This is a genomic window from Mesorhizobium sp. CNPSo 4670 (assembly GCF_057784235.1).
The window spans coordinates 1-24,336 of the sequence record NZ_JBWJFQ010000038.1 but is presented as its reverse complement, the minus strand read 5'-3'; the positions used below and the strand labels follow the sequence as shown (position 1 = coordinate 24,336).

The following is a 24,336-nucleotide window of genomic DNA, read 5'->3' as shown; positions in this document are numbered from 1 at the left end:
CTGACGATCGAGGCGACAGCCGCCGCGAAGGATTCATTCCTGGCGGAAATGGTTCGCCTGATGGAGGCCGCCGAGGGCGGCCGGGCGCATTATCGCCGGATCGCCGACCGCGTTTCGGCGCTCTATGCTCCTGTGGTTCACCTAACCGCCTTCGTGACGTTCCTTGGCTGGATGGCGGCAACCGGCGACTGGCATAGGGCGATCACCATCGCCATTGCTGTTCTCATCATCACATGCCCGTGCGCGCTCGGCCTTGCCGTGCCGATCGTTCAGGTGGTCGCCGCGCGGCGCCTGTTCGAGAACGGCATCATGGTCAAGGACGGTTCAGCCATGGAGCGCCTGGCGACGATCGATACAGCGGTGTTCGACAAGACCGGAACGCTCACGCTTGGACAGCCCCGGCTCGTCAATGCGTCGTCGATCGACCCGGCCATGCTGGCAATCGCCGCAGACATGGCCGTGCATTCGCGTCATCCGTTTTCGAAGGCCATCGCCGGATTTGCCTCTCCTGGCAGGCAACAAAAATTCGATGCCGTCACCGAGCATCCCGGGTTTGGGATCGAAGCTGCCGACGCGGGAGCTATCTGGCGGCTGGGCCGACGCGGATGGGCCGGATGGAAGGCCCGGACCGGCGGCGAAGGCAAGCATGGCTATGGCGGAACGGTGCTGACGAAAGACGGCATCATCGTCGCCGCCTTCGATTTCGAGGATGCGCTGCGTGCCGACGCCAGGGCGGCAGTCGAGCGATTGAACGATGTCGGGGTGTCGGTGCAAATGCTGTCTGGCGATACTGCAGGCGCCTGCGCCGAAGTCTCGAAAATTCTGGGTGTCGGCGACTTCGTTGCGTGCCTGCTGCCGTCCGGCAAGGTAGAATGCATCGAGACCCTGGCGAAAGACGGACACAAGGTCCTGATGGTGGGCGATGGCCTCAACGACACGCCGGCGCTGGGCGCCGCGCACGTCTCGATGGCTCCGGCGACCGCGGCCGACATTGGCCGCCAGGCCGCGGATTTTGTCTTCCTGCGCGAAAGCCTGCTGGCAGTGCCGCTCGCCCGGGATGTATCGCGCAAGGCCGGCCGACTCATCCGACAGAACATCACGATCGCGATCATCTACAACGCATTCGCCGTTCCCATCGCCATCCTGGGTCATGTGACGCCGCTCATCGCGGCGATCGCAATGAGCGCTTCCTCGCTGATTGTGATCGCAAATACGTTGCGGCTTCAGGCGACTGCGAAGGCGGTCCCTGCGACGGGACCTGCCAGGGGCCGCGCCGACGTCATCGAAGCGGCCCATCCATGACCACGCTCGTCTATCTTATTCCGGTAGCGCTGTTCCTGGGGGCGCTCGGTTTGTCGGGCTTCCTATGGGCATGGAGGAGTGGTCAATACGAGGATCTTCAGGGGGCCGCTGTGCGCATCCTTCTCGACCGGGACGACAAGCCCTAATCCTGACCCAGATCACTGTGCCGACGATTGTGCCGGTGGTCAGCCGAGCCGGCGCGGTGTGGAACAACCTGCTGAGGCTGGCCGCACCGAAAGGTAACGAGCTACCTCAAAATAACTGGACCGGACCGACGCAAGATCTCGGGCGAGCGACCAGCCGACCGTAAACCCGCAGTTGCCGGCTTTGTCATGTCTGGCTGATCCAGATCAAGGCTATCTTCTCATCGGCGTGGTTTGGTCGCCGACCTTTCAAGGGAGAACGCCATGTCTAACAGACAGTTTGGTCGTCAGCATCAGCGAACCGTCGACTTGCGAATGTCATTTGTTGGCTGCCGATCTCCCTGGCTGGACGTATCCAAGGGCCGGTTCTATCAGCCATGTTCCCGGCTGCCCGGCGTAATCGGTCCCCAGTATCCAACGCAGATGGCTGACGCGATGGCGGCGCGCTGATGGCCGGCTGCGTCGACAGTTTCGACATCATTGTGGCCGGAGCCGGGCCGATCGGACTTTCTTTCGCCGCATCGTTGGCAAAGAGCGATCTCAAAGTGGCAGTGGTCGAACAGCAGGCCCTGGAAAGGCTGGCGAATCCGCCTTTCGATGGTCGCGAGATCGCGCTGACCTACGCCTCGATCAGGATCCTTCAAGAGCTCGGCGCCTGGGATGCGATCTCCGCTTCGCACAAATCCCCCGTGCAAGGCGCCCGCGTGCTCAACGGATCGAGCCCTTTCGCTCTGTGTTTCAATCCTCCAAGAGGGTCTGCAGAACCACTCGGATTTCTCGTCCCGAATTGTCGGATCCGCGATGCCCTGTTCAAGATCATCCGCCTGCACGATCATGCCCAGCTGCTATGCGGCCACTCGGTCGTCGGTGTAACAAACAGCCACAAAGGTGCGGTCGTACAGCTTTCTGACGGGAGGCGGTTGACGGCTCGGCTTCTGGTTGCGGCGGATTCGCGTCTGTCGCGCACGCGCGACCTGCTCGGCATCGCCGCCGACATCAATCGGCTAGGCAGCTCGATGCTGATCTGCCGGGTGAGGCACGAGCGTGCCCATAACCAGGTCGCAATCGAATGGTTCGATCACCATCAGACGATAGCGATGTTGCCGCTGATGAAAGGCTTGTCCTCGCTGCTTCTCACATTGCCCTCAAATGAGGCCGATAGACTTGTTGCTTTCGACGACGATCTGTTCGTGACGGAATTGACGGACCGCTGTCGAGGGCGCCTCGGAAAAATGACCCTGGCCAGCACACGCCATTGCTATCCGCTGGTCACGACGTGGGCGCACAGGTTTTGGGCTCACAGCGCTGCACTCATCGGCGACGCTGCCATTGGCATGCACCCGGTGACTGCGCATGGCTTCAACATTGGCCTCGGCGGCCAAAAGCAACTCGCCCGTAGAATCCTGGCAGCCCGTCACGACCGACGTGACATTGGCGATCCCGGCATGCTCCACAGATATGAAAGCTGCCTACGCCTCTCGGCTACACCGCTCTATCATGCTACCAATCTTCTCGTCGGACTGTACTCGGGCGAGCACGCGGCAGCACGGCTTGCAAGACATGCCGGCCTTCGCCTTGCCCAGTATTTTCCCTTTGTGCGCCACGGCATTTCGGCCATGCTGAGGCGGTGAAACAGAGGCGTGGGAATGGTAAGGCCTCTCCAAACGCTGCCGAAAATACGCCATCTGCGCCGCCCTTGAAGGGCTGAAACCTAAAGCAAAAATCTACAAGGCTGCTGACCGTGAATGGCATGTACGTCCGCGTCATGCCCCGTGGCGCGATCTCGCGCGCAGTTCGACCCGGCCGCAGTCTGTCTCGAGGGTCTGGTGGGCCCGTTGAACCCCGTTCATCACAATTACTCTAAATAAATCAATACCTTAATCTATTTTGTAGACCCGATGTTGGAACCGTCGGAACAATCTTTGCAACGTGTTGCACCTCTAAGCAACTTATCTGCCTCAGATGCGCGAGCGTGAGCACGGCAGCTGGATCTGCCTCGCCTCTTCATCGCAATCTCGGCTTCTAGCGTAGCGAAGATCGGCGCGTAGATAGCGTCTCCCACCAGAACCTTCGCCACCGTTTCAAGGGCGGCCTTGAACGGGCTCAGCGCGAGCAGCAGGAAGGATTTACATCGCCTAAATGTTAGAGGCACCCGACAGGAGCGCTTTTGCGATGGTATTCGTTGTTCGGAGATCACCATCTTGTTCACAGAATAACCAATTCCCTGAGACGTTAGCCTCTAAAAAAGTGAAGACCCCATCGGCACTGAGGATAAGGTCGCACGCGGCGAAGCGAAGCTGCATTGCCGACACGAGGTTGACCAAGCCTTGAGTCACATCGTTCGGAAGCTCTATGGGCTGGACCCGAGAAATCTCATTTAACCGAAAGTCGATATTCACAGCGTCGCCTTGAAGAAGCGCGTAGGCGAGAACGTTCGTGTCCACAACAATGGCACGGACATCGAAAACCTTTTCAACTTTAGCCTGAATAAGGCTCGGAGTGTCGTCCAACTTGAGCGTAGGCAACGTTTCGAGTCGTAGCTCCTGGGTATATGGTGCCAAAAAATTGGATGAGGGGATTGGACGTTCAAAGTAAAACTCATTCCCTATCAACGCGAGACTAGCATCCGAAATTGACTTGATCACCAATGACGGATGGCGTTTAGCAAACTCAATTATATCCTGCACTGATCCCGAAACTATCTGCTCCGGCGTTTGCAATCCAAGCCGTGCGGCAATGTGCGTTTGGTAAAGCTTGCAATCGGCTCGGGCTTCATGCCACGGATCGTTTATCCAAATCCGACTGTCTAAACATCGGAAGGCCGAAAGTGCCGCTTGAAGACGTTCGGTCAGTGCAAATCGCTCAATGTCCGGTAGTTCCCTACTAACAGTCAGCCTGTCCAACGCATAGCGACAAAAAACTGATCGCACCTGATGTGTGGAAAGTACCCGACCATCGGGCCATTCCAAAACAGCACGTTCCGGACTTAGCCACCTGAGTGTAGGCACGCCATCGTCTTCACTTGGATCGAAGAAGAAGGTCGGAACACCTAGTTCGCCCAACCTCGTGCACACCGCTGTGACATGCGCGTCTTCCGTCAAACCAATGAGGAGAACCGTATCGAGATCACTTCCCAGCACGCTTGTCCATCTTAGCAGGGATGTACTTGGATGGCAGATATTTGCCATTACTGTTGTACCCGCCCGGACGCGTTTTACCTGGCGTCATCGTCGAAGTCGGGGGAGTTCTGGACAGAGCCGCGAATAGCGTGCGAGGATCGGACTCTGCGCCATCGTTCTGCGAGTGTGGAAGGTCCATTTCCGGATAGAGATTATCTGGGTACGCTGACAAGAAAAAGGTAACCAATGGACGTTTTTCGTGAGCATTCAATTGTGACATGACTTCCCCCTCCCACGAACATAGCAATATCGTCGCCGCCAAGTTTGTCAATCGACCCATGACTTAAAAAGACGAACAAGGCGGCTCCTCGCGACGTCTATGCCGGCGCTCGCTTGGCAAGCCTCGCCAGCGTTGAACGGGAACACCCTGTGGCAGAGACTACGGTGTTCCAACTTTGCCCGCCTTTGAGCAGCGGCCGACATCTTCAGCCCGTTCGACTACCCTCGGCGATATTCGTGGCCGAGCATGCTCATTGGATCGAGCTTGGGGCGCCACCGATGAAATCCGCGGCGGATAGCGTCCGCGCCGCATCTCTCGGCAGACCCGATCTTCTAACCCGATCTTCTAAAAAGAGGCCATTTTGGTGCGGCAATCCTTCAATGAATCATGCTGCACATCTCGTAGCTGCGACATCGTGGTCGCCCTTAGAAGCCGGCCTGACTTCCCGACCGACGGGTCGATAACGATGATCGCCTCTGGAGAATAGTTCTCGTTGTCGAGCGCGGCGGTCTCCACAGACTTGCCGTGCTCTGCCCTTTGCCAATGGCCGGCGCGCGGCCGGGCGATCTCAAACGCATCGCAGGCCCGCGCTACATGCTGGTCCCTGACGCCATACAGCCTTGCAATCTCGGTCATCGGCTTCGACCAGACCAGTTCATGAAGCTCGGCGCGTGTCATTCTCAGCACGTGTCTCTCGTATCAAACATCAGTAATGCCAGCCTGCCTCCCGCATGTTTACAGGCTCCCGGGCCGTACCTGCACGACGTGAAGATTTTGTGGATACGCTCGGCTGGCGCCATCCCCCTAGTCTAACGCCCCACTATGGCGCGGCTCTTGTAGCCGCACAAGTCGTCGAAGCATTTGAGGTTCGGCATTTCCTCTGTGTCGTAGATTTTGCAATCCGAATTGCGGATGACGTTTGTACGGTGGGCACTTGCCGCCCTCAGGTCGGCAAACAACTGCCGCAAAGGGCGCGGGCCTCCCGCTCGATGAAGCTCGGCATGCATTGCTTGCAAGAGATGGGCGGGTGGGCGCCCGCGCGCCTGAAGGCGCGCACCGGGTGCTCGTAAACCGAGCCCCACTTTTCTTCGGGTACCTCAGGCGGTCTCGGCCATTAAGGCTTCGCCCCCTGGCGCGGACAGCCCTTGCGGGCTGGGACGGTCGCCGCCCTTTGGGCGGCGCTGTCTTTTGGGTTGGCCTTCCCGAAGGCGCGGTATGGGCGGCTCTCCCTTCTAGGCCGGGGAAGGGCGCAGCGAGATTGGCGAGCGGAGAAAAGTCATGCGCAGAGACGGCAAACGCAGCGCTAGCGGAGAAGTGCTGGCCAGGAAGGGCGAGGCCCCGAGGGCCAGCCTCTACTCGGAAATCACTGACCGCATCATCGCCGATCTGGAGCGCGGTTCGGTGCCTTGGGTGAAGCCTTGGGACAAGGTGAAAGCCTTCCTTGGATTGCCGAAGAATGCCGCCACAGGGCGGACCTATTCCGGCATCAACATCCTGATCCTGTGGGGCGCGGTGATCGAGCGCGGCTATCCCGGCCAGAACTGCTCACCTTCCGGCAGGCGCTTTCGCTTGGCGGCAATGTTCGCAAGGGCGAACACGGCACCACCATCGTTCACGCCGATCGCTTCATCCCGAAGACCGAGAAGGAGCGCGCGAGGGAAGAAGACACCGAACCGCAGGCGGTGCCCTTCCTCAAACGCTTCACCGTCTTCAATGTCGCGCAATGCGAGGCCCTGCGCATGAAAAGCAGGACGGGATCGTCTATCGCGCCAACATGATTTCGATCCTGCGCCAGCGCGAGCTGAACCGTGTCGCCGGCCGGCTGTCGGATTAGCTCGGTCTCCCGTATTCCGAAGCGCGGTCTGGAGATCAAATACAAGGCACGCTGCGCCGATCCGTCGAGCTCGCCAGCGGCAAGTACGCTGTCATCGAGAAGTCGCGAGAATTCACACTGGTGTCATGGCGACCAGTGCTCGAGCGGCACATGGGCAAGGAACGTCACCGGTGTCGTGCGCAGCGAGTGAGTTTAATGGACGATCGGACGGCAAAGGAGCGGACCAAGCGTGTCATAGAAGCGCCCAGCATTGTCGTCGTCGAAACCGTGCCGCTGAGATGCCGAGGTCGTGCCAAGACATAGCGCTGCAGATTTGAGAGTTCGATCGGTTCGTGATCGATTACATGCGGGCGACCCAAGAGACCGGATAGCCTCGCCATGGCCTATCGCGCCCAGCCCAACGAGGTGCGTTTCGCCAAGATCGACAGCGAAGTCAATCAGGGCGGCATCGCCGGCTTGGTTGTAGCTGTACAACGAGAGGTCGATGTCCTCATCCAACTCTGCGCCGGTCAACTGGGCGGCGATGGTTCGAAAAACGTTGGCGGCGGCAAAGCAGCCTGCGGCGCCAGCTCCATAGGCGAGCAAACCAAGACGCGGCGCAAGCCGGGGCAAGATCGAGATAGGGGGTGGCGACCATGCACTCTGCTGTACGTCAGCTTGTTGTCAGATCGCTCGCTTACCCTGCTAGTAAGCTTAAGTAGACCGATATTGACTACAGTGCTGATCTGTCGATAGGAGAGCGAGTCGCATGTATAGCAGAATCACTGGTTCATCCAGCCAACCTACAAGCGCAGGGCATCCCGACGAGTCGGAGCAGGCAGCAGATCATCAAAGATTTGCGGAATCGCTTGCAGACGCGGGGACTAGTTCGTCTTCGGCGACACGGCCGTATTCCCTCACCCCCGAACCTCCTATCTACGACATGGACAGTGATGAGTTCAGGCAAGAGTTGAAGGACTTCTATGGCGTCGATGTCAAGCACATAGCAGACAATCCTCAAGAGTACTCAGACTTCGTGTCCTCAAAAGCGGAGCGCACCGCAATTGTCGCTAGAGTCGGTGCGACCATAGATGACGAGCCCGGTTCGAAGTACTTCAGCTACCAGTTGGGCGATAAGAGCGTGGGGCTCCTAAGGACGGACCCAGGATTCCGCATCAAAGGGGAAGAGTGGCAGAAGAAATACTTTCCGGACCGAAAAAATATTTCATCGGTCGTGGCTCTTCGAGTTTCGCACCCGCTCGTTGAGAACGCGGGAGATGTTCTGCTCGAACATCAACTTCGGCTCGACGGCAAGAAGCCTTTGATCATGTCACGTCCTGCTAACGATGCGGCGAAGCCCCGTCTGGAGCAGATGGGCTTTGTTGACGTGGGGGAGAACCAATTCGTACTTGACCCTAGACGGTCCGATAAGTGGACAATGAACAACGAGGGGAAATGGCAGCGGGCAGACAAGCCCAGGCTGTATCTTCAAGCCGAGAGCGAGGATCCCGTTGAACGAAGTAGCGATGAAGACGAAGGATATGTCGAGACAGACTCGTCCGGCGATGATCCTTCTTGGTTCTTGGAGCGGGCGCTCAATTTCCGCGGACCACCGGCCGACTGAGTCTCGATGGACTAAAGGGAATGTGCATGAAGGCTATCATGTTTCTTCTCCCGCGTGCCGGGCGCGAAAGTACCCCCGGCCGCTCCAATTCGTTAGCTTCACGGTGTCGCCTGGGCTCCTCTGTAGGGGAGTTGAAATTTCATCAGCATAAAGGAGATCGTTTGTGGGAATTTGTTGTTCAAAGCCTTCAGTAGGAGGCTCGCCTTATCATAGTTCAAGCGCCGACGGCGCCGGGCACTCAACGCCCCACAGCGTCAGCGGCGACAGCCATCGCGAGTGGTCCGCGCTAATTTCGACGGCATCGGGACCGGCCGCGATGGCTCCCCGAGTCGCTCTGGGAACGTCGCCGAACACGTTGCAACAACGACGCGGTGAGTCACTACAGCGACATGAGATACAGCAACTCGCCTACCTCGTTGCGGCCATGATGACTGGCGATCCGGTCAGAAGCCCCGCTCGGATCACCGCCGCCGGTCAGACAGTGCACGACGTTCGCCTCCTCCTCAGGCACGGACGCGGCAACGTTCATGTGGATGGCGAGCCGTCCCACGGGCACAACGTCGTAGCCGCAGGTGTGGCCTACCGCGGCCTCGATCGCGCCAACCAGATGGCATTGGCGGGCGCGCTGGGCGGAGGCTTTTGCGATCATTTCGCACGCCTCGCTGCAGTCTCGCACGCGCCGCATTTGCGCGACGGTGAATCGGTCGTGAATGCAGGCGGCAAGGTGGAAATTATGGAATTGAGCGCCGATCACACCATCTCGGCCACGCGAACTGGACACGCATGGAACGAGCTACGCCGCGGCAACGGACGCGATGGAGACACGACCATCGTGCAGGACGGCTGGTCGAACGGCCCGGCGGTGCGGCTGAAAGACAGCGCGTGGGCGAAGGTCCAGGTGGAGAAAGAGGAGCTGAGTCTCGACAAGGACGATGCCCTGTGGTTGAAAGATCGCGTCGAACAGCTGATACCTCTCGTCCACCCAAACGAAGACGAATACACAGCAACGCAGCTGGAGCAGTTGCGCCGAAATCCGACCCAACAAGATCGCTTTTTGGAAACCCAGGTAGTGTCGGCCGAGTTCGCCACAAGAGCGCGGGAAGCCCGAGAGCAGATTCCGCAGGAACAGCAGGAGCAGTTGGTCTCGATGGCGGCGCAGGAATTCTATGGGCTGTCTCCCCACGAGGCGGGCGCCCCGCAGTTTATTCACTCGGTGCTCGAACAGGTTGGGCTCCTAGACCATCAGGATCGTCCGCCGGTGGTGCCGCCGGAATATTGACGACGACGCCGTGTCGTCTCGATGGGCACTGCGTGTTGCGGCACACGCTGCGCTTGGCGTGGGCCCGCGTGAGATCTGCGCCTAGTGGGCGGACAAGGCCCTGGCGGTTTCAGATACACTTCGAGATCAAGCCACTGATTCCAAAGCGTTTCTGCCACCGCCGGAGCCGACAATGCGCCAAGAACGCACCGTCCAATCCAGTGTATTTGATTCTTTTCGCCGGACGTGAAATCGGCTGTGAATTGACAGCCATGTCGCAATGGCTGGACGAGCATCGTGAGCTTTTGAGCCTGGTGACGCGGAATCTGTGCTGCGCTGCGCGCTGCTCTGAGCTATCGCCGCATGTTAGCGTTCGGGACGTGGGTGCCTCAATGTAATCGACGCAGTACCTTAAATCAGGGCTGCCTCCCCATCTACGAGGTCACCGACGCCATCGTCCCGGCAGGGACATAACACCGCCAAAAAGGCGGATGGTTGCTATGGCTTAGCTGGTGATCACGCGGTCGCCCCCCCTCCTTCGACCAGCGGAATTCGCTGCCGTCGACCCAGATCCGATGCATGATCACTGCCAGTTTGCGGGCGACGGCCACACGGGCTTTCTTGCTGCCTATCCGGCGCGCCAGGCGCGCGCCCCACGCTTTCAACGCAGACCATGTGGCGACCCGTGCCAGGAGAGTGCCCGCGGCCTCGAAGAGATAGGTGCGCGTGAGCGTGTCACCGCATTTCGAGACCGACCCGTCACGATCGACTTCTCCCGATTGATACCGTCTCGGCGTCAGGCCGAAGTAGACACCGACACCCGATGAGCGGACAAAGCGCGCCGGATCCGCCGTGATGAAGCTGACGGCCTTCAAGACGCCAATGCAGGGCACGGTGACCAACCGGCGACACGGATCGCTGTGTTTGGCGAACGGGCCGATTTTGGGCCTGACGCCGGTGCTCCATGAGTCGCGCGAAAGCCGCCGTGTCGGTCGCATCTCGCTGTGCGGTGATGGGATGATGCGAACGCTGCTTTATGAAGCCGCGAAGACCCTGCTGACCAGCGTGAAAAAATGGTCATGGCTAGAAGCCTGGGCGGTGAACGTCGCCAAGCGACGCGGTCAGCAGAAAGCCATTGTCTCTATCGCCCGCCGGCTGGCTGTGATCATGACATCGCCTCTGGAGTGATGGCACGCAGTTCGCTGGACCAGGAAGGAAATCATGCCGGTCGCTGTCTGACCGGCCCCCATTTAGTTCGCACGGAGGCAACAAGGTTCCACTCGCTGGTGGAAGGATGTCCTTCGCGGGACGAGGGCGAGGTGAGTTCGCCAGGCTGCTTGTTCCGATCGCATCATCGTGATCAGGACGCGCGACAGATTGTTCCACCTCGTTCTATGGATTCCCATACTGGGAGGGCCCAAGGCGCCGATCCCGAAGAGAAGCAAGAGCCCCGAGACGGGTGAAGCACTACCGCGAGCTGCTCAGGATCACACGCACCACCGTGGGCTATTTCCAGCAGGCGGCTGAGCAATCGACCTGATGGCGAGCCCGGCCTTTGAACTGTGGCAGGCCCAAGTCCGCCATTACCGGCCGCTGATCGAGCGGATCATCGCTGAGCACGACCATCTGATAGAGGTGCTGCAGGCATATGGCCGCTCTGTGGTCTGCGCCTTTAAGGCGGCCGGGAACTATCACCGGCCGATAGCATGGCGCCTGGCTGAAGTTTGCCACAGAACCTCTGCATCCTCCCAAGATTACGTTCAATTGTGGCGCAGGGCACGATGCGCTACGCCATCGCAATGAGCGTCATCCCGAACCGAGACGGGGTCATACGCTCAGCCGGAACCGCCTCACATCGATCGCCGCGTTCATCAGCGTCTGCGTGTAGGCGGCCTGCGGATTGCTGAATATCTCTTCAGTCGGTCCCTCCTCGACGATCTTGCCCTGCTTCATGACGACGGTGTAGTCGGCCATGGCGCGCACCACGGCGAGATCGTGGCTGATGAAGAGATAGGACAGTTCGTGGTCGGCCTGCAGCTTGCGCAGCAGTTCGACGATCTGTTTCTGCACCGAGCGATCGAGCGCCGAGGTCGGCTCGTCCAGCACGACCATTTTAGGCTTCAGGATTATGGCGCGGGCGATGGCGATGCGCTGCCGCTGGCCGCCGGAGAATTCATGCGGGTAGCGGTTGCGGGCGTTGGGATCGAGGCCGACCTCAAGCAGGGCCTCGACCGCGCGCTGGTCGCGTTGCTTGCCCGAAAGGTTCGGCTCATGCACCAAGAGCCCTTCGGTGATGACCTGGCCGACGGTCATGCGCGGCGACAGCGAGCCGAACGGATCCTGGAACACGAGTTGCATCTGGCGCCGCAGCGGCCGCATCTGCTGACGGTCGGCGGTGGAAATGTCGCGATCACCGAAACGAATCAAGCCGTCGCTCGGCAGCAGTCGCAGCAGAGCGCGGCCGAGCGTCGATTTACCCGATCCGGATTCGCCGACAATGCCGATGGTCTGGTTGCGCTGCAGCCGGATCGAGATGTCATCGACCGCACGCAGCATCAGCGGCTCGCCGGCCAGAAATCCGCCGCCAATCTTGAACGTGACTTCGACATTCCTGCCTTCGAGCACCACGGGCGCATTGGCGGGCGGCGGCGCCTTGGTGCCTGTCGGCTCGGCCGCCAGCAGCATCTTGGTATAGCCGTGCTGCGGGTTGGCGAAGATCGCTTCGGCCTCGCCCTCCTCGACGACCTCGCCCTGGCGCATGACATAGACCCGGTCGGCAAAGCGCCGGACGATGCCGAGATCATGGGTGATGAAGACGATGGCCATGGCAAGCTTGCGCTGCAGTTCGGCGAGCAGCATCAGGATCTGCGCCTGGATGGTGACGTCGAGCGCCGTCGTCGGCTCGTCGGCGATCAGGATGTCGGGGTCGTTGGCGAGCGCCATGGCGATCATCACGCGCTGGCGTTGGCCGCCCGACATTTCGTGCGGGTAGGATTTCATCCGCCGCTCGGGATCGGGAATGTGCACCAGCCGCAAGAGCTTGAGCGCCTCTTCGCGCGCTTCGCCGTCATTCAGGCCGCGATGCCTGCGGATCGGTTCGATCAGCTGATTGCCGATCGAATAGAGCGGATCGAGCGAGGTCATCGGCTCCTGGAAGATCATGCTGATCTTGGCGCCACGCACCTTGTTCAGGTCGGATTTGCTCAGCGTCAGCAGGTTGCGCCCGCGATAGTCGACGCTGCCCGTGGCCTCGCCGTTCGAGGCGAGCAGGCTCATCGCCGCCATCATGGTCTGGCTCTTGCCGGAGCCGGACTCACCAACCACGGCGACGGTTTCGCCCGAATTGACGTGGATGTTGATGCCCTTCACCGCTTCGACCGCGCCGTCTAGCGTGCGGAAGCGGACGCGCAGGTCCTTGACGCTGAGGATCGTTTCGGGAGTGGCCATGTCAGCGGTCCCCATCTTATCGATCCCTTGGGTCAAGTGCGTCGCGCAGGCCGTCGCCGACGAAATTCAAGGCGAACAGCGTCGAGACGAGGAAGAAGGCGGGGAACAGGAGCAGCCAGTTGGCGGTGCCGATGTTCTTGGCGCCGACCGAGATCAGCACGCCCCAACTGGTCATCGGCTCCTGCACGCCGAGACCGAGGAACGACAGAAAACTCTCCAGGATGATAACCTGCGGCACCAGCAAGGTCATGTAGATCACCACCGGACCGAGCAAATTGGGGATGACATGGCGCAACAGGATGCCGCGCTGGCCGACGCCCATGGCCTCCGCCGCCTGGACATATTCCTGGCGGCGGATCGACAGCGCCTGGCCGCGCACGATGCGCGCCATGTCGAGCCACAGCACCGCGCCTACGGCCAGGAACATCAGCACGAAGTTGCGACCGAAGAACACCACCAGCATGATGACGAAGAAGATGAACGGCAAGGAGTAGAGCACGTCGACGATGCGCATCATCACCTCGTCGATCTTGCCGCCGGAGAAACCCGCGGCGGCGCCATAGATCACCCCGATCACCACCGCCACGACGCCGGCGAGCAGGCCGATAGCCAGTGATATGCGCCCGGCCATCAGCGTGCGCGAGAGAAGATCGCGGCCGGTGTTGTCGGTGCCGAACAGAAAATATTGCTGCTTGACCGATGTGCTCATCGTCACCTCGAGCCCGTCGGGTGACTTGCTCTCGATCTTGGTGTCGTCAAAGGCATCGGAGCGGTCGAGGTAGCGGATGTTGCGATCATCGATCGGTTTGGTCGAGGTGACGGTGACCGTGACGCGGCTGCCTTCCTGATGCCACTCCTTGAGGTCGACCCGCATGCGCTTGATGGCGTCCGTGAGTGCCCCCTGGATCATCTCCGGCTTCGGATAGGCCGACAGGCTTGGCGGCATGCGCACATAGTCGGCATAGATGGTCGTGTATTGATGCGGCACGAACCAGGGGCCGAACACGCTGACGAGCCCGATCAAGGCGAGATAGTAGAGGCTGAACATGGCGGCGCGGTTGGCCTTGAGGCGCGCCCAGGCATCGCCCCATAGCGAGCGGCCAACGATAGCGGGAGCAGTGGCTGCGATGTCAGTCATAGCGCACCCTCGGGTCGACGACTGCGTACATGACGTCGACGATCAGATTGAACACGATGGTGAAGATGGCGATCACCACCACAGTTCCCATCACCAGCGTGTAGTCGCGGTTGAGCGCGGCATCGACGAAATAGCGGCCGACGCCGGGAATGGAGAAGATCGTCTCGACGATGACCGAGCCGGTCAGCAAGGCCGCCGCCGCCGGGCCGGTGAAAGAGACGATCGGCAGGATGGCGCCGCGCAGTGCGTGCTTCACCACCACCGACCAGTCGGAAAGGCCGAGCGCGCGCGCCGTGCGGATATGGTGGGAGCGCAGCGATTCGATCATCGAGCCGCGCATCAGGCGGGCGACGATGGCGATCTGCGGCAAGGCAAGGGTGAGCACCGGGCCGACCTTGTTGATGAAGGCGCCGTCGCCCCAGCCGCCGATCGGCAGCAGCTTCCAGGTCAACCCGAACAGCAGCTGGATCACCGGGGCGATGACGAAGGTCGGGATCGTGCTGCCGGCCGTCGCCAGCGCAATCACCGTATAGTCGCCAAGCTTGTTCTGGTTGAGCGCGGCAATGGTGCCGAGCACGCTGCCGAGCAGCAGCGCCAGGATCAGCGCCGAGGCACCGAGCTGGACGGAAATGGGCAGGCCCTTGGCAAACAGTTCGGTAACGGTGAAATCCGGCATGTTGTAGCTCGGGCCGAAATTACCGCGCAAGAGATTGCCGAGATAGTGGACATATTGCAGCCAGAGCGGATCGTTGAGGCCGAACTGGGCTTCAAGGTTGGCCTTGATCTCGGGGCTCAGCCCCCGCTCCTGGTTGAATGGCCCGCCTGGCGCGACGCGCATCAGGAAGAACGCCATCGTCACGATGACGAACAGCGTCGGTATGGCGGTCAAAAGCCGCCGGAGAATATATCGCAGCATCAGCGCCCCGTTTGACCCATCTCGTCGAGCCTATGGCCATCTTGGTCGATAGCGCGCCACAACGAGTATTTCCTGCCGGCCATGGTGATGACGACCTCGTCCAGGTCCAGCCTTCTTTTCGGAGGCGCAAGCGGCGAGCGTGACACGCACCGAATTTCATGCCCACGCGCGTTTGTCTCAGACGAAACCCGCAAACCACGCTTCCGCATTCCCGGCAGCATTTCCTCGAGCAAACGCAGGCTCAAGGGAACCCTGTAGAGCCGGACTGCATGAGCGATGATCTGCGGCAGGAATGATGGCCCTTGTAGCTGATGGTCGCGGTGTTGCGAGGGTTACTTTGATAACGCCTTGGCATGTCTTCTCCTGTGTGTGTCTGCCAGGCGAGCGGGCGGGTACGGAAGTGGTCGCGCTATTGTTGCGGACATACTTGTCGAACCTGACAAAAATCTGACTTATGCCCAGACAAACGGATGCGCTGGGCGTTGCTGCTGATCGTTGGCACGCATGCCGTGCTGCGATAGGCCGACGCAGCAATGGTATGCAGACCGCGTCGCGTGCTGCGCTGATCGAACACTCCGGCAAACCACCGCCTGACCGAGGCCGAACTTCAGCGTTCATAGCTTGCGAGTGTGAGATTGAAGTGATGGGAAAAAGGTCATCGACCTCGGAACGAGGCAAACCCGACTGCCTCGCGGGGCCTTTCGAGCCCGTATGATCGGTTGGGGACCGATCCGCGGATGCCGATCAGGGCCAGCAGCTGTGGCTACATCAAGAGGCCGGATACATGGTGCACGCGACCCACGTCCCAAAACTGCAAATCCACCCCTTGCCGGCTAAGGGGCGTCCACATCCGGCTTTCATGGCTCCCCGGTCTGGCAATGGGACGGCGACGATGCGTGATACGGTCGGCTTGCTGATATTATAAAGCCTTGCCGTATCGGCGCCGGAATTGTGCCCGACAAGACGTTTCAGCGCATTCCAGGCGTTTCTTTGCATCGAGTTTCTTGCGGCGGCTGCCGATCCGCCGCTCCTCGACAAACAGACGTTCCAGAAGATTCGTGGTCTCGATGGCGCGGCGGTGAGTGATCGGCATTGTCAGATGCGCGTCTCCGGGACCAGGCGCTGTAGAGGAAATCCGACGGAGCCCGAGTAACGTTGTCGCATTGCGGTATATAATTTGTGCATCGCAATATAAGCGCGCCGATCATTAAGAGTCTGGTGTCGGGCATCTACCCCCCCTCAAATGAGGTGCCGACGCGGAATGCGGCGTGTCTTGCGCTGCATCTCGAGCCCGCTGCCACCCCCTCCCGGCAGCGGGCCTTTCGAACGATGGGACCTAGGGTGCCTTTCGTTGTTGCGGCTGCGGCGTGTGTGGTCGCCCCTGCCCAAGGAACGGGAGACGGACGCGCCGCGGCCAACGTGTGGACCCTCGATACCGGACAGGGTGACCGCGGCGGCGTGTCGATTTAAAACCAGCGTCGGCCGAGCCAGCGCTTGATGCGCCGATGCTCCTGCTCGCGATCCGATTGTTCAAATACTGGCTCCGGCGCATGCCGATCGGCTTCAGCCCGCGCCCGGAACGATCCTGCAGGCGATTTGTGGTGTCGCAGGATCGCCTCCGGCGAAACGGGCACGGCGGCGGCACCGTACCGGCCGCAATCCCCAGTTCAACATGAAGGCCAAGCCTGAAACCATGGCCGAGTTTGTCGCCATAGCCGACGTCCAGAGCTGGGTGTTCGGCGAAGCGCTGGAGAAGGCGGTCGACCTCCTGCGCGCGAAGTTAGCCACAAAATAAGGTTCGTGCGCCACCGGGTGGGAAGGGCAGGGGCAAATCGCCCCCAGGCTGGTCAATTCCCGGTCAGTCGCGCCAGCGGCGCCTATTGCCCCTTTTCCGTGGTCGGTCAACTCGGTCGTGAGCACCAAGACGAACGTTGAGGCTGTCGAGGAACTTGCGTTTCCTAACGAGCTCTAGCGTCAGCCGTTGCGCCGTTTGTCCGGTTGCGCAAAAGAACCAAAAGGTACGCGAGCTTACATTCACCTGATCAGCGCAAGTAGGACAGCTGCTCATGGCCCGGGCGCCACCGGAGGTCCTGAAGCTCAGCATGGGACTTGCGGAAATGCACCGTTCATCGTGTTCGACGATGCCGACATAGACGCGGCTGTCCAGGCTGCGATCCTGGTCCAAGGATCGCAACGCAGGTCGAACCCAGCGTTTGTTGTGCCAACCGGCTATATGTGCAGGCCAGCCCATATGTGACGCCGAACACAAGGTTGAGGGAGCCGACGCCCCTTCTGCAGAACTGCGCTGCCGCTACCAGCGGCGACGGCAGCAATGCGCCGCACCTGCGCCATGATCGGCCCCCCAGCAGGTGATGAATTGTTCCGCCGTTGGACGGCCAAGTTAGAGACCGCATGCAATCTGCAGCGACGGCGGGGCGCCGCGGCGGGGCTCGTCAGCTTCTCGAAAGCTTGCCCAAGTAATGAGCCTCGGTGACTACAACGTGAGGATGGCCTGGTCGTAAATAATTTCAATCTATGAGCCTCGAGATCGCTTCTATCGTCACTGCCGAAATCGGCATTGGCAATAGCGTCGGCGAGCCCTCGTTCTCAACATCACTGTAAATCGGATCGCCTATGAAATCTATGCTACCAACCCTGTTCGGGATAATTATGGCTACAACTGCCAATGCTGCCAATGCTGCCAATGGCAGTCATATATTACAGACCCTTCCCGAGATTGAGCTTGCGCTGACTAGCGGCAAGCAAGTGGATGTTGTTGTCGATCTAAGTTTGTGTACTCCGGCGACCGGCGATACGCCGCCGACCAAGACGCGAGGAGGAATTCGCATAGATGCCTACAGGATCACTTCTGACGGGACCCTTGCTTTTGCGGATCAGCATTTTACGATCGATCCTGACGGTAAGCCCATTCTTCAATTCCTTCGCTACCGAATCCGGTTGGACGGTCACGCCGAATTCACCATGGTCGTATTCAACATGCCAAGCTATGAGAGAAAAGGTACAAGCTTGGCCTACAAGTGCGCGATCAGTCGCGGGTTGAGTTTCTTCGCTCCACAGTGATCGCAGGGGGCTATGTCGGGTGCGCCTTGAGACCGGCGGTGGCACTGTAAAGTTATCAGGATTGATGCGGCAATAGTTCGCCGGAAACAGGTCGGCCTATTAGAAGCAGTGCGCTTCCATGTTGACGGTCCTGCGGACGGATCTGGTCAACGAAATGGCAGGAAACCTCGCATTCGATCCATTTGCCACAACGAAATCCGTGCAAACCGTAGGGCTCGATCTGGGGTCGGGAGCCGCAGCCGAATACATGCTCTCGAATGTCATGCGCTGCGGAACTACCAGCTTCGCGGCCTTGTGAAGCGGCGCGCGTACTACTTTGGTCTGACGACGGAGAAGGTATTGATGAATACAGGACAGGCACAGTCGAGCGCAGGCTCTTCCTCGGCGCCTTCTGCAGACGGCGAGCAGGAAGGTTACAGCGGCGGCTTAAGACGAGCCGTGGCGGATTGGGTCGAATTCTTTACGGGGTATCGGACCCCCACCTCCGCGCGCGCGCAGATCCTGGACAACTGGGTTGTCGAAGAGGGGCAGGGCGATGCCGAAAATCGGCAACAGGGGCGCGCACGAATTAGGGTTTCGGACAATACAGGCTCGCATTCGCTAGATTTGTCCTCCCTCTCCCTGACAGCTTTGCCCGCCGTCCTGCCGCCAAGGTTGCTGGAACTGCGCGCCAGTCACAATGAGCTAAACAACCTGCCCACTGGGCTTCCACTTGGTCTTCAGCGTCTTTTCATTAGCCACAACCGATTGACCAGTTTGCCGGACGCTTTTCCCGCGACTCTCTCTCAGCTCGAGGTGGCCGATAACAGCTTGACCAGTCTGCCGGCCAACCTTCCAGCTGGGCTCCAGATGCTGAACGCAAACGGCAACAGATTAGGCAGTCTGCCAGACGCTCTCCCCAGCAGGCTCACCTCGCTCTCGGTTAGTGGCAATCAGCTGACCAACCTTCCCGAGTCCCTCCCATCGGGGCTCATTGAACTCGATGTCAGCAGCAATCAATTGGCCAACCTCCCCGACCGTCTTCCGAGCATGCTCCAGTCGCTCAATCTTAGCGGCAACCGGCTGACAAGCCTGCCTGAGGATCTTCTTGAGGGTCTCGTGCCGCATCTTAGTCTCAGCTACCCGAACTTGGAGAACCTCGAAATCTCGAATAACCCGCTGCCGGACGACGTCCTCGCTCACCTGGTGGCGGCTGAAGCGCCGCAGCCTGCGCAGCAATCCTTATATGAGTCTGCCGCGCACTGGCTCGCGGAGGACACGTCGGCGCTGGCCGAATGGCAGCACTTTGCGGATGAGCCAGGCGCCCAGGATTACGCACAGTTCCTGGATCGGCTACGAGGCACTGTGAACTACGGTAGTGACGAATTTCGGCAGGCAGTGGCTCACGATTTGCGACAGGCGGCGGCCAATCCGAGATTGCGTGAGCAGTTTTTTGCACAAGCTTCCGAGGCCAACGCGACCTGCGAGGATCGTGTTACCTTGCACTGGAACGGCATGCAGACCGCTCGGCTCAATTCTGACGTCGAGGACGGAGTTTATGATAATCGGCTTGGTGAACTGATCCAGCTCGGCCGTGTCGCGTTCCGCTTGGACGCGCTGGACGAGATCGCGCGCGACAGGATCAACGTACTCTTCAGCGAACACCCAAACGTGGACGACATCGAAATCTACCTGGCCTATCAACATCGGCTGCGCGACCCGCTAGAGCTCAGTCACGTCGCCCCTGACATGCGTTTCCTGGCGGTCTCTCACGTAAGTGAGGAGGATGCGGCGCGGGCGCTGGACTTGGTCCGCGAGAGGGAAGCGAACCAGTTCACCGACTACATGGCAACCCGCTGGCAACCTTGGGAGACGGTGCTAAGGCGCATCGCTCCCGACGAACATGAAGCCATGCAAGATCGGCTGGTCGAAGCCATGGGCGAAGAGTTTCAAAGCCGCTTAGATCAGCGAATGGCCGAGCATGGTCTGTTGGGCGACCCGGATGCCGAGCGGGTGCTCGGAGCCCAAGTCCGAAACGAAATCGCTGGCGAGATCAAACGCGAGGTTATGCACCGGGTGCTCGCAGACCGTGGTCTCGAACGATGAGCGTTCCCAAGCCCGCGGGGAAGCATTGAGGCCATTTGCTCCATGGAAGACCGGTTGCCACACGCTGCCGCCTCGGTATTTCGAATGCGAGATCCCGCTCAATCTCGCCGCAAATGCGCGAACTTCAACGATCGTCCGGAACGATCGAGCCGGTCCACACCAACGGCGCCCTTTTAGTTCCAGACGTTTCTCTCCTCGTGCTGGAAAACACCGCTATGAGCTTTCGAAGAGTCTTGCCGGGCGCAAACCTGGCGCGTCACTTCGCTAAGCCGGCAGCTGCGCTGATAGCCCTTGGAGAGAGCCATTTCTTCGACGTTCGCGATCGTTGCTTGAAACTGCAGTTCATAGCGTGAGCGCTTCATAGCAGGGAGGACCCGCGCCACGGCCGCACAGGGGTTGCGGAACGCCGGCTTCAACTAGATTTGGCTAGCCAGAGACGGTCATGTCACCTGGCCCTCAAGCATACAAGCCCAACCCTGCGATCACAGGCGGAAGAAGAATCGCGTCGATTGATCCCGCTTGCGGGTTGCCCCTGTTGGTCGTTCGATCGAAAGCTTGGTATGGGGCGGAATTCCCATGTTCAATTCGAGCAGATGTTGATCCAACGCCTTGTCCGCCGTCGTCAGGCGATGATTCAGGCGCAGATAATCCATCCAGGTCGGCGTGCGAAAGGTTTCTGTCCAAAGCGATGGATCCTGAAGATCGCGCTGAAGGTTCCAGTGCCGAGCACCGACGCGGCTTTGCACTCGCCGTCGTTCCTGCATCCGGTCCAGGAAAGCTTCGACGTTCGCCTCCGGTATTGCGTACTCGGTCTTGACGACGATCGGGCCACTTCTCGGCTTCACGTCGAGGGCGAGCTGCGGCGTTTCGAAGCCAAAAGGATCCTGATCAGAATCTTGCCATTGACGGATCGGCATGAGGAAACCGGTGGCCGCGACCATTACGAGCGCACCAGCGGAAACCTCCAGGGCCAAAGTGAGCGAATAGTTCTCAGCCACTGTGCCCCACAGCCAACTGCCGGCCGCGATACCGCCAGACGACAGGGCATAATGGATCGAGAGCGTGCGACCAACGACCCACCTTGGGCTTGACAATTGGATACTCACGTCGAGCCCCGTCCAAGTGACGACCCAGCCCGCGCCGCCGAGCGCCAGCGCAATAGCCGCCACCACCACTGAGGAAGTGAAAGCAAGGGATAGACAACAGGCCGCACAGGCAATGCATGCCAGTGTTGTTAGGCGCTCCTGGGACAGAGACCGCCTCAAGACATTGTTGCAAATGCCGACGCATAACGCACCTGTCCCGAAGCCAGCCATCAAGACACCATAAACGATTGGTCCTCCCCCTAGTTGATCCCTGGCGACGAGAGGCAGGAGCGCGAGTATGGAGATGCTGGTCAGGCCAAAAAGCGCTCCTCGCGCGATAGCCGCCATGATCTCCGCAGACAGGGCCGTGAAGCGCGCTCCGTCATGGATGGCAGTGGTCAATGGCTCGCGCGGGAGAGGAGAAGCGCGCACACCCCATGTGCGGCGCCCTATGGTCCACAGCAGCGCTACATAGGTCAGTGTCGCCACAGCGAAAGCTGTCAGTGGTCCAAAGGAGGCGACGACTACGCCACCTAGCGCCGGGCCAACGCTTCGAACGGCGTTATAGCCAACCGAAATGAGCGTGACCGCGGCTGGCACTTCGCGTTTTCGCAAAATATCGCCGACCGACGCGTGCCAGGCAGGATCGGTGAAGGCGGCGCCTGCTCCGGCCAAACAGCTGAATGCGAGAACCATCCATGGACTGAAAATCCCCAGCGCCGCAAGAACAGTCAGCATCGCAGAGGATAACGCTATAGCGCACCAGCCGGCGAACATGAGATTGCGGCGGCTGTAATTATCTGCCAGGGCCCCGGCGATAATCGACAGGACGAACACGGGCAGCGTGGTCGAAGCCTGAACCAAGGCGACCATGACGTCCGAAGTCGAGATGGTCGCCATCAGCCAACTGATGGCGACAGTTTGAACTAGCCAGCCAAGGCTGGCGACCTGCGTGGCAAGCCAGATCGAACGAAAGGTTGCATTTTCGAGCGGCGCAAATGTCGCCGACGAAGCTGGACTCGCATTTTCACGCGCCACCCTGCTCATTGGGTCGAGCCTTCCTCGGTCTATCGGTCGCGTTAGAGGTGCCCTCCCGGCCCACATTGCCCATGGAGGGATGGCACCATGAGCGCATTTTGTCGGCGCAGCGCAAGATATTTCTTTGCCGCTGGCACGCTGGCGCAAGCGATTGCTTCATCTGGAATTGCCACCAACGCCCTTTCATGGTTCCTGGTCCCTGTCACATCGTCGCCTGGTGCTCGAAAATCCGCGCCATGCTGACCGCCGGTGCTACTGAAACGCGGTCGGGCGCGCCATGACTTTTTCGGCTTTGCAAAACGGGCAGCCATATTGGAAGATGCGATTTCCGCCACGCAATGACTGGCTGCCTACAACCCGGCAGTGGAAAAGTCACGGTATAGTGGTGGCTGGCATGGGGGACGCTGAGGATGGCACTGTGTCGACATTCCAGCGGTAGCCAAACACAGAAGCAGGTCTCGACATTGGCGGCGCAGTCCTCCCACCCATCAGAACCGCACATCGATCGCGAGCGGCCGGTCTCGGCGACCAGCCGAACCGTTCGGTTGGGCAAAGAGTGCTACCAAGGGTCTGTTGCCCCGCAGGAGCGGAGATGACCGGCTTGAGCAGATTTGAGAGGCCAGTCGTTGTTCAGCTTGGCCACCACGGCTCGGAGCGGATCGTGTTCGAAGTCAATGACGCGGCCGATATCTTGCTGCGTGATCTTCAACGTCAGACCGTGAAACGCAAGGCCGCGATGGATGCCTGTTTGCAGGTATTGCGCGGTGAGGCTTACCCGGCAATTGCTCGAAGAGCTTTCGTGGCAGCCGCGCTCGAAGCAAAGATTCTGCGCAGCGATTAATAAATCGGAGAGGCTCGGGAACTGCTGACTGACCATCGCCAGGACAGCTGCAATCATCATGGCGATCGTGGAGATGGCTGGACCGGGTCGGCTCACCACCTTGCCCCGACTGCTGCAAAACGGCGGACATCGGCGCGAAGCTGACCTCAGGTGACGAACGCTTTCAGCGGGGTCCGGAGAAGCCGCTCCTCTTCAGATAGAACCCATGCAGAGGTATTTCATTTCTAGGTAGTCCTCAAGCCCATGGCGCGAACCCTCCCGGCCGATGCCAGACTGCTTCACCCCGCCGAAGGGGGCCGCTTCCGATGACATGCGTCCGGTGTTGATGCCCACCATGCCATACTCCAAGGCTTCGGCCACGCGCCAGACACGCTGTAGGTTCGAGGCATAGAAGTAGGCGGCGAGGCCATAGATCGTGTCATTTGCCTCGTGCACGACCTGATCCGCATCGTGGAAGCGGATGATCGGGGCCAGCGGCCCGAATGTCTCTTCCTGCGCAATCGTCATCTCGCTGGAAACTTCAGTGAGCACTGTAGGTTGGAAGAATGTACCCTCCTTCCCAACGCGTGCACCCCCGCAGCGAATTGCACCGCCTTTTGCGACGGCATCGGCGATATGCGATTCTATCTTGGTCAGCGCATGCCTGTCGATCAGCGGGCCGACGGCGACACCTGGATCGAAGCCGTCACCAACCTGAAGCTGGCGAACCCGCTCCCCGAATTTGTCGACAAATTCATCGTGAACGCCCGATTGAACGTAAAGGCGGTTCGCGGAAACGCAGGTCTGGCCGGCGTTGCGGAACTTGGCTTGGATCGCACCGTCGACCGCGGCATCGACGTCGGCATCATCGAAAACGATGAAAGGCGCATTGCCGCCGAGCTCGAGACTGACTTTCTTGATCTGGTCAGAGCACTGGCGCATGAGGAGCCGGCCAACCTCGGTCGAGCCGGTGAAGCTGATCTTGCGCACCTTGGGGTTTGTGCAGAGCTCGCGTCCGACGGCATCGCCCTCGGAAGCGTAGATCAGGTTGACCACGCCTTCGGGAAAGCCAGCCTGATGCGCAAGGACGAACATTGCACCCGCCACGAGTGGCGTCTGTTCTGCGGGTTTCAGTACTATCGTGCAGCCCGCTGCCAAAGCCGGCGAGATCTTGCGCGCCACCATGG

20 protein-coding genes and 7 pseudogenes are annotated in these 24,336 nt (G+C 60.0%); 14 read left to right on the top strand and 13 right to left on the bottom strand.

The genetic code is table 11. The annotated features are described in order from the left end of the window. From AC0ZT5_RS34305 to ubiM, 3 genes are all read left to right on the top strand, one after another. On the top strand, nt 1–1,302 hold a 1,302-nt coding region (locus AC0ZT5_RS34305; RefSeq protein ID WP_488500059.1), incomplete at its 5' end, for a heavy metal translocating P-type ATPase. Then, complete coding sequence (ccoS, locus tag AC0ZT5_RS34300; protein ID WP_488481534.1) at nt 1,299–1,448, top strand: cbb3-type cytochrome oxidase assembly protein CcoS; 150 nt, start codon at nt 1,299–1,301, stop codon at nt 1,446–1,448. The genes AC0ZT5_RS34305 and ccoS, both read left to right, overlap by 4 nt. Nucleotides 1,449–1,894: 446 nt before the next feature. Continuing rightward, entirely contained in the window at nt 1,895–3,076 is a 1,182-nt protein-coding gene (gene ubiM / locus AC0ZT5_RS34295) for a 5-demethoxyubiquinol-8 5-hydroxylase UbiM (protein WP_488500058.1), read from the top strand. Nucleotides 3,077–3,580: 504 nt separating this feature from the next. Here ubiM and AC0ZT5_RS34290 read toward each other — a convergent pair. Next, nucleotides 3,581–4,585: an ATP-grasp domain-containing protein gene (locus AC0ZT5_RS34290; protein ID WP_488500057.1), complete on the bottom strand. Its 1,005-nt coding sequence runs from the start codon at nt 4,583–4,585 to the stop codon at nt 3,581–3,583. A 604-nt stretch (nt 4,586–5,189) separates the two neighbouring features. Further along, entirely contained in the window at nt 5,190–5,531 is a 342-nt protein-coding gene (locus tag AC0ZT5_RS34285) for a hypothetical protein (RefSeq protein WP_488500056.1), read from the bottom strand. A 591-nt stretch (nt 5,532–6,122) separates the two neighbouring features. Here AC0ZT5_RS34285 and AC0ZT5_RS34280 point away from each other — a divergent pair. Beyond that, a pseudogene (locus tag AC0ZT5_RS34280) lies at nt 6,123–6,580 on the top strand (ArdC-like ssDNA-binding domain-containing protein); the annotation flags it as partial. A 137-nt stretch (nt 6,581–6,717) separates the two neighbouring features. Next, on the top strand, nt 6,718–6,981 hold the full coding sequence (locus tag AC0ZT5_RS34275) for a DUF3363 domain-containing protein (protein ID WP_488500060.1): 264 nt from the start codon (nt 6,718–6,720) through the stop codon (nt 6,979–6,981). Here AC0ZT5_RS34275 and AC0ZT5_RS34270 read toward each other — a convergent pair. After that, nucleotides 6,871–7,263, bottom strand: a complete 393-nt coding sequence (locus AC0ZT5_RS34270) for a hypothetical protein (RefSeq protein ID WP_488500055.1) — start codon at nt 7,261–7,263, stop codon at nt 6,871–6,873. The genes AC0ZT5_RS34275 and AC0ZT5_RS34270 overlap by 111 nt on opposite strands. Nucleotides 7,264–7,426: 163 nt before the next feature. Between AC0ZT5_RS34270 and AC0ZT5_RS34265 the strand changes: the two genes are divergently transcribed. Further along, on the top strand, nt 7,427–8,281 hold the full coding sequence (locus tag AC0ZT5_RS34265; RefSeq protein ID WP_488500054.1) for a host specificity protein: 855 nt from the start codon (nt 7,427–7,429) through the stop codon (nt 8,279–8,281). A 379-nt stretch (nt 8,282–8,660) separates the two neighbouring features. Here AC0ZT5_RS34265 and AC0ZT5_RS34260 read toward each other — a convergent pair whose 3' ends face one another. Then, nucleotides 8,661–8,930, bottom strand: coding sequence for a hypothetical protein (locus AC0ZT5_RS34260; protein ID WP_488500053.1), 270 nt, complete (start codon nt 8,928–8,930; stop codon nt 8,661–8,663). A 36-nt stretch (nt 8,931–8,966) separates the two neighbouring features. Between AC0ZT5_RS34260 and AC0ZT5_RS34255 the strand changes: the two genes are divergently transcribed. Next, nucleotides 8,967–9,560, top strand: coding sequence for a hypothetical protein (locus AC0ZT5_RS34255; protein ID WP_488481527.1), 594 nt, complete (start codon nt 8,967–8,969; stop codon nt 9,558–9,560). Between the two features lie 172 nt (nt 9,561–9,732). Beyond that, nucleotides 9,733–9,868, top strand: a pseudogene (locus AC0ZT5_RS34250) (ISNCY family transposase); the annotation flags it as partial. 204 nt (nt 9,869–10,072) lie between these two features. On the opposite strand, the pseudogene AC0ZT5_RS34245 reads toward AC0ZT5_RS34250, so the two are convergent. Beyond that, nucleotides 10,073–10,450, bottom strand: a pseudogene (locus tag AC0ZT5_RS34245) (transposase); the annotation flags it as partial. Nucleotides 10,451–10,466: 16 nt separating this feature from the next. On the opposite strand from AC0ZT5_RS34245, the pseudogene AC0ZT5_RS34240 reads away from it, so the two are divergent. Further along, nucleotides 10,467–10,778 (top strand): annotated as a pseudogene (locus tag AC0ZT5_RS34240) (transposase); the annotation flags it as partial. 169 nt (nt 10,779–10,947) lie between these two features. Continuing rightward, nucleotides 10,948–11,171 (top strand): annotated as a pseudogene (locus tag AC0ZT5_RS34235) (ISNCY family transposase); the annotation flags it as partial. Between the two features lie 195 nt (nt 11,172–11,366). Here AC0ZT5_RS34235 and AC0ZT5_RS34230 read toward each other — a convergent pair. From AC0ZT5_RS34230 to AC0ZT5_RS34205, 6 genes and pseudogenes are all read right to left on the bottom strand, one after another. Beyond that, nucleotides 11,367–12,986 (bottom strand): ABC transporter ATP-binding protein, encoded by a 1,620-nt coding sequence (locus AC0ZT5_RS34230; RefSeq protein WP_488500052.1) that lies wholly within the window; start codon nt 12,984–12,986, stop codon nt 11,367–11,369. Between the two features lie 16 nt (nt 12,987–13,002). After that, nucleotides 13,003–14,124 (bottom strand): ABC transporter permease, encoded by a 1,122-nt coding sequence (locus AC0ZT5_RS34225; protein ID WP_488500051.1) that lies wholly within the window; start codon nt 14,122–14,124, stop codon nt 13,003–13,005. After that, nucleotides 14,117–15,040, bottom strand: a complete 924-nt coding sequence (locus AC0ZT5_RS34220) for an ABC transporter permease subunit (RefSeq protein WP_488500050.1) — start codon at nt 15,038–15,040, stop codon at nt 14,117–14,119. The genes AC0ZT5_RS34225 and AC0ZT5_RS34220 overlap by 8 nt, the downstream gene beginning before the upstream one ends. Before the next feature lie 2 nt (nt 15,041–15,042). Beyond that, a pseudogene (locus tag AC0ZT5_RS34215) lies at nt 15,043–15,336 on the bottom strand (IS6 family transposase); the annotation flags it as partial. Nucleotides 15,337–15,959: 623 nt separating this feature from the next. Further along, nucleotides 15,960–16,133 (bottom strand): hypothetical protein, encoded by a 174-nt coding sequence (locus AC0ZT5_RS34210; protein ID WP_488500049.1) that lies wholly within the window; start codon nt 16,131–16,133, stop codon nt 15,960–15,962. 317 nt (nt 16,134–16,450) lie between these two features. Further along, a pseudogene (locus tag AC0ZT5_RS34205) lies at nt 16,451–16,652 on the bottom strand (transposase domain-containing protein); the annotation flags it as partial. Between the two features lie 60 nt (nt 16,653–16,712). On the opposite strand from AC0ZT5_RS34205, the gene AC0ZT5_RS34200 reads away from it, so the two are divergent. The 3 genes from AC0ZT5_RS34200 (at nt 16,713) to nopM (ending at nt 20,206) form a co-directional block, all read left to right on the top strand. Continuing rightward, nucleotides 16,713–16,835 (top strand): hypothetical protein, encoded by a 123-nt coding sequence (locus tag AC0ZT5_RS34200; RefSeq protein WP_488500048.1) that lies wholly within the window; start codon nt 16,713–16,715, stop codon nt 16,833–16,835. A gap of 839 nt (nt 16,836–17,674) precedes the next feature. Next, the gene (locus AC0ZT5_RS34195) at nt 17,675–18,121 is read left to right on the top strand and encodes a VirK family protein (RefSeq protein ID WP_488500047.1); all 447 of its coding nucleotides are present in this window, start codon (nt 17,675–17,677) and stop codon (nt 18,119–18,121) included. Nucleotides 18,122–18,463: 342 nt separating this feature from the next. After that, nucleotides 18,464–20,206: a T3SS effector NEL-type E3 ubiquitin ligase NopM gene (nopM, locus tag AC0ZT5_RS34190; RefSeq protein WP_488481830.1), complete on the top strand. Its 1,743-nt coding sequence runs from the start codon at nt 18,464–18,466 to the stop codon at nt 20,204–20,206. Between the two features lie 482 nt (nt 20,207–20,688). On the opposite strand, the gene AC0ZT5_RS34185 is transcribed toward nopM, so the two are convergent. Beyond that, nucleotides 20,689–22,338 (bottom strand): MFS transporter, encoded by a 1,650-nt coding sequence (locus AC0ZT5_RS34185; protein WP_488500046.1) that lies wholly within the window; start codon nt 22,336–22,338, stop codon nt 20,689–20,691. Nucleotides 22,339–22,921: 583 nt separating this feature from the next. Between AC0ZT5_RS34185 and AC0ZT5_RS34180 the strand changes: the two genes are divergently transcribed. Continuing rightward, nucleotides 22,922–23,170 (top strand): DUF982 domain-containing protein, encoded by a 249-nt coding sequence (locus AC0ZT5_RS34180; protein ID WP_488500045.1) that lies wholly within the window; start codon nt 22,922–22,924, stop codon nt 23,168–23,170. Between the two features lie 192 nt (nt 23,171–23,362). Here AC0ZT5_RS34180 and AC0ZT5_RS34175 read toward each other — a convergent pair. After that, nucleotides 23,363–24,336: aldehyde dehydrogenase family protein (locus tag AC0ZT5_RS34175; RefSeq protein WP_488500044.1), on the bottom strand; the 974-nt coding region annotated here is incomplete at its 5' end.

Excerpts from the sequence above, each read along its gene's own strand:
- ubiM (WP_488500058.1), top strand. The coding sequence starts at position 1,895 with ATGGCCGGCTGCGTCGACAGTTTCGACATCATTGTGGCCGGAGCCGGG.
- AC0ZT5_RS34210 (WP_488500049.1), bottom strand. The coding sequence starts at position 16,133 with ATGCCGATCACTCACCGCCGCGCCATCGAGACCACGAATCTTCTGGAA.
- AC0ZT5_RS34195 (WP_488500047.1), top strand. The coding sequence starts at position 17,675 with ATGAAATCTATGCTACCAACCCTGTTCGGGATAATTATGGCTACAACT.
- nopM (WP_488481830.1), top strand. The coding sequence starts at position 18,464 with ATGAATACAGGACAGGCACAGTCGAGCGCAGGCTCTTCCTCGGCGCCT.
- AC0ZT5_RS34225 (WP_488500051.1), bottom strand. The coding sequence starts at position 14,124 with ATGACTGACATCGCAGCCACTGCTCCCGCTATCGTTGGCCGCTCGCTA.
- AC0ZT5_RS34265 (WP_488500054.1), top strand. The coding sequence starts at position 7,427 with ATGTATAGCAGAATCACTGGTTCATCCAGCCAACCTACAAGCGCAGGG.
- AC0ZT5_RS34260 (WP_488500053.1), bottom strand. The coding sequence starts at position 8,930 with ATGATCGCAAAAGCCTCCGCCCAGCGCGCCCGCCAATGCCATCTGGTT.
- ccoS (WP_488481534.1), top strand. The coding sequence starts at position 1,299 with ATGACCACGCTCGTCTATCTTATTCCGGTAGCGCTGTTCCTGGGGGCG.
- AC0ZT5_RS34180 (WP_488500045.1), top strand. The coding sequence starts at position 22,922 with ATGACCGGCTTGAGCAGATTTGAGAGGCCAGTCGTTGTTCAGCTTGGC.
- AC0ZT5_RS34185 (WP_488500046.1), bottom strand. The coding sequence starts at position 22,338 with ATGAGCAGGGTGGCGCGTGAAAATGCGAGTCCAGCTTCGTCGGCGACA.
- AC0ZT5_RS34230 (WP_488500052.1), bottom strand. The coding sequence starts at position 12,986 with ATGGCCACTCCCGAAACGATCCTCAGCGTCAAGGACCTGCGCGTCCGC.
- AC0ZT5_RS34220 (WP_488500050.1), bottom strand. The coding sequence starts at position 15,040 with ATGCTGCGATATATTCTCCGGCGGCTTTTGACCGCCATACCGACGCTG.
- AC0ZT5_RS34200 (WP_488500048.1), top strand. The coding sequence starts at position 16,713 with ATGAAGGCCAAGCCTGAAACCATGGCCGAGTTTGTCGCCATAGCCGAC.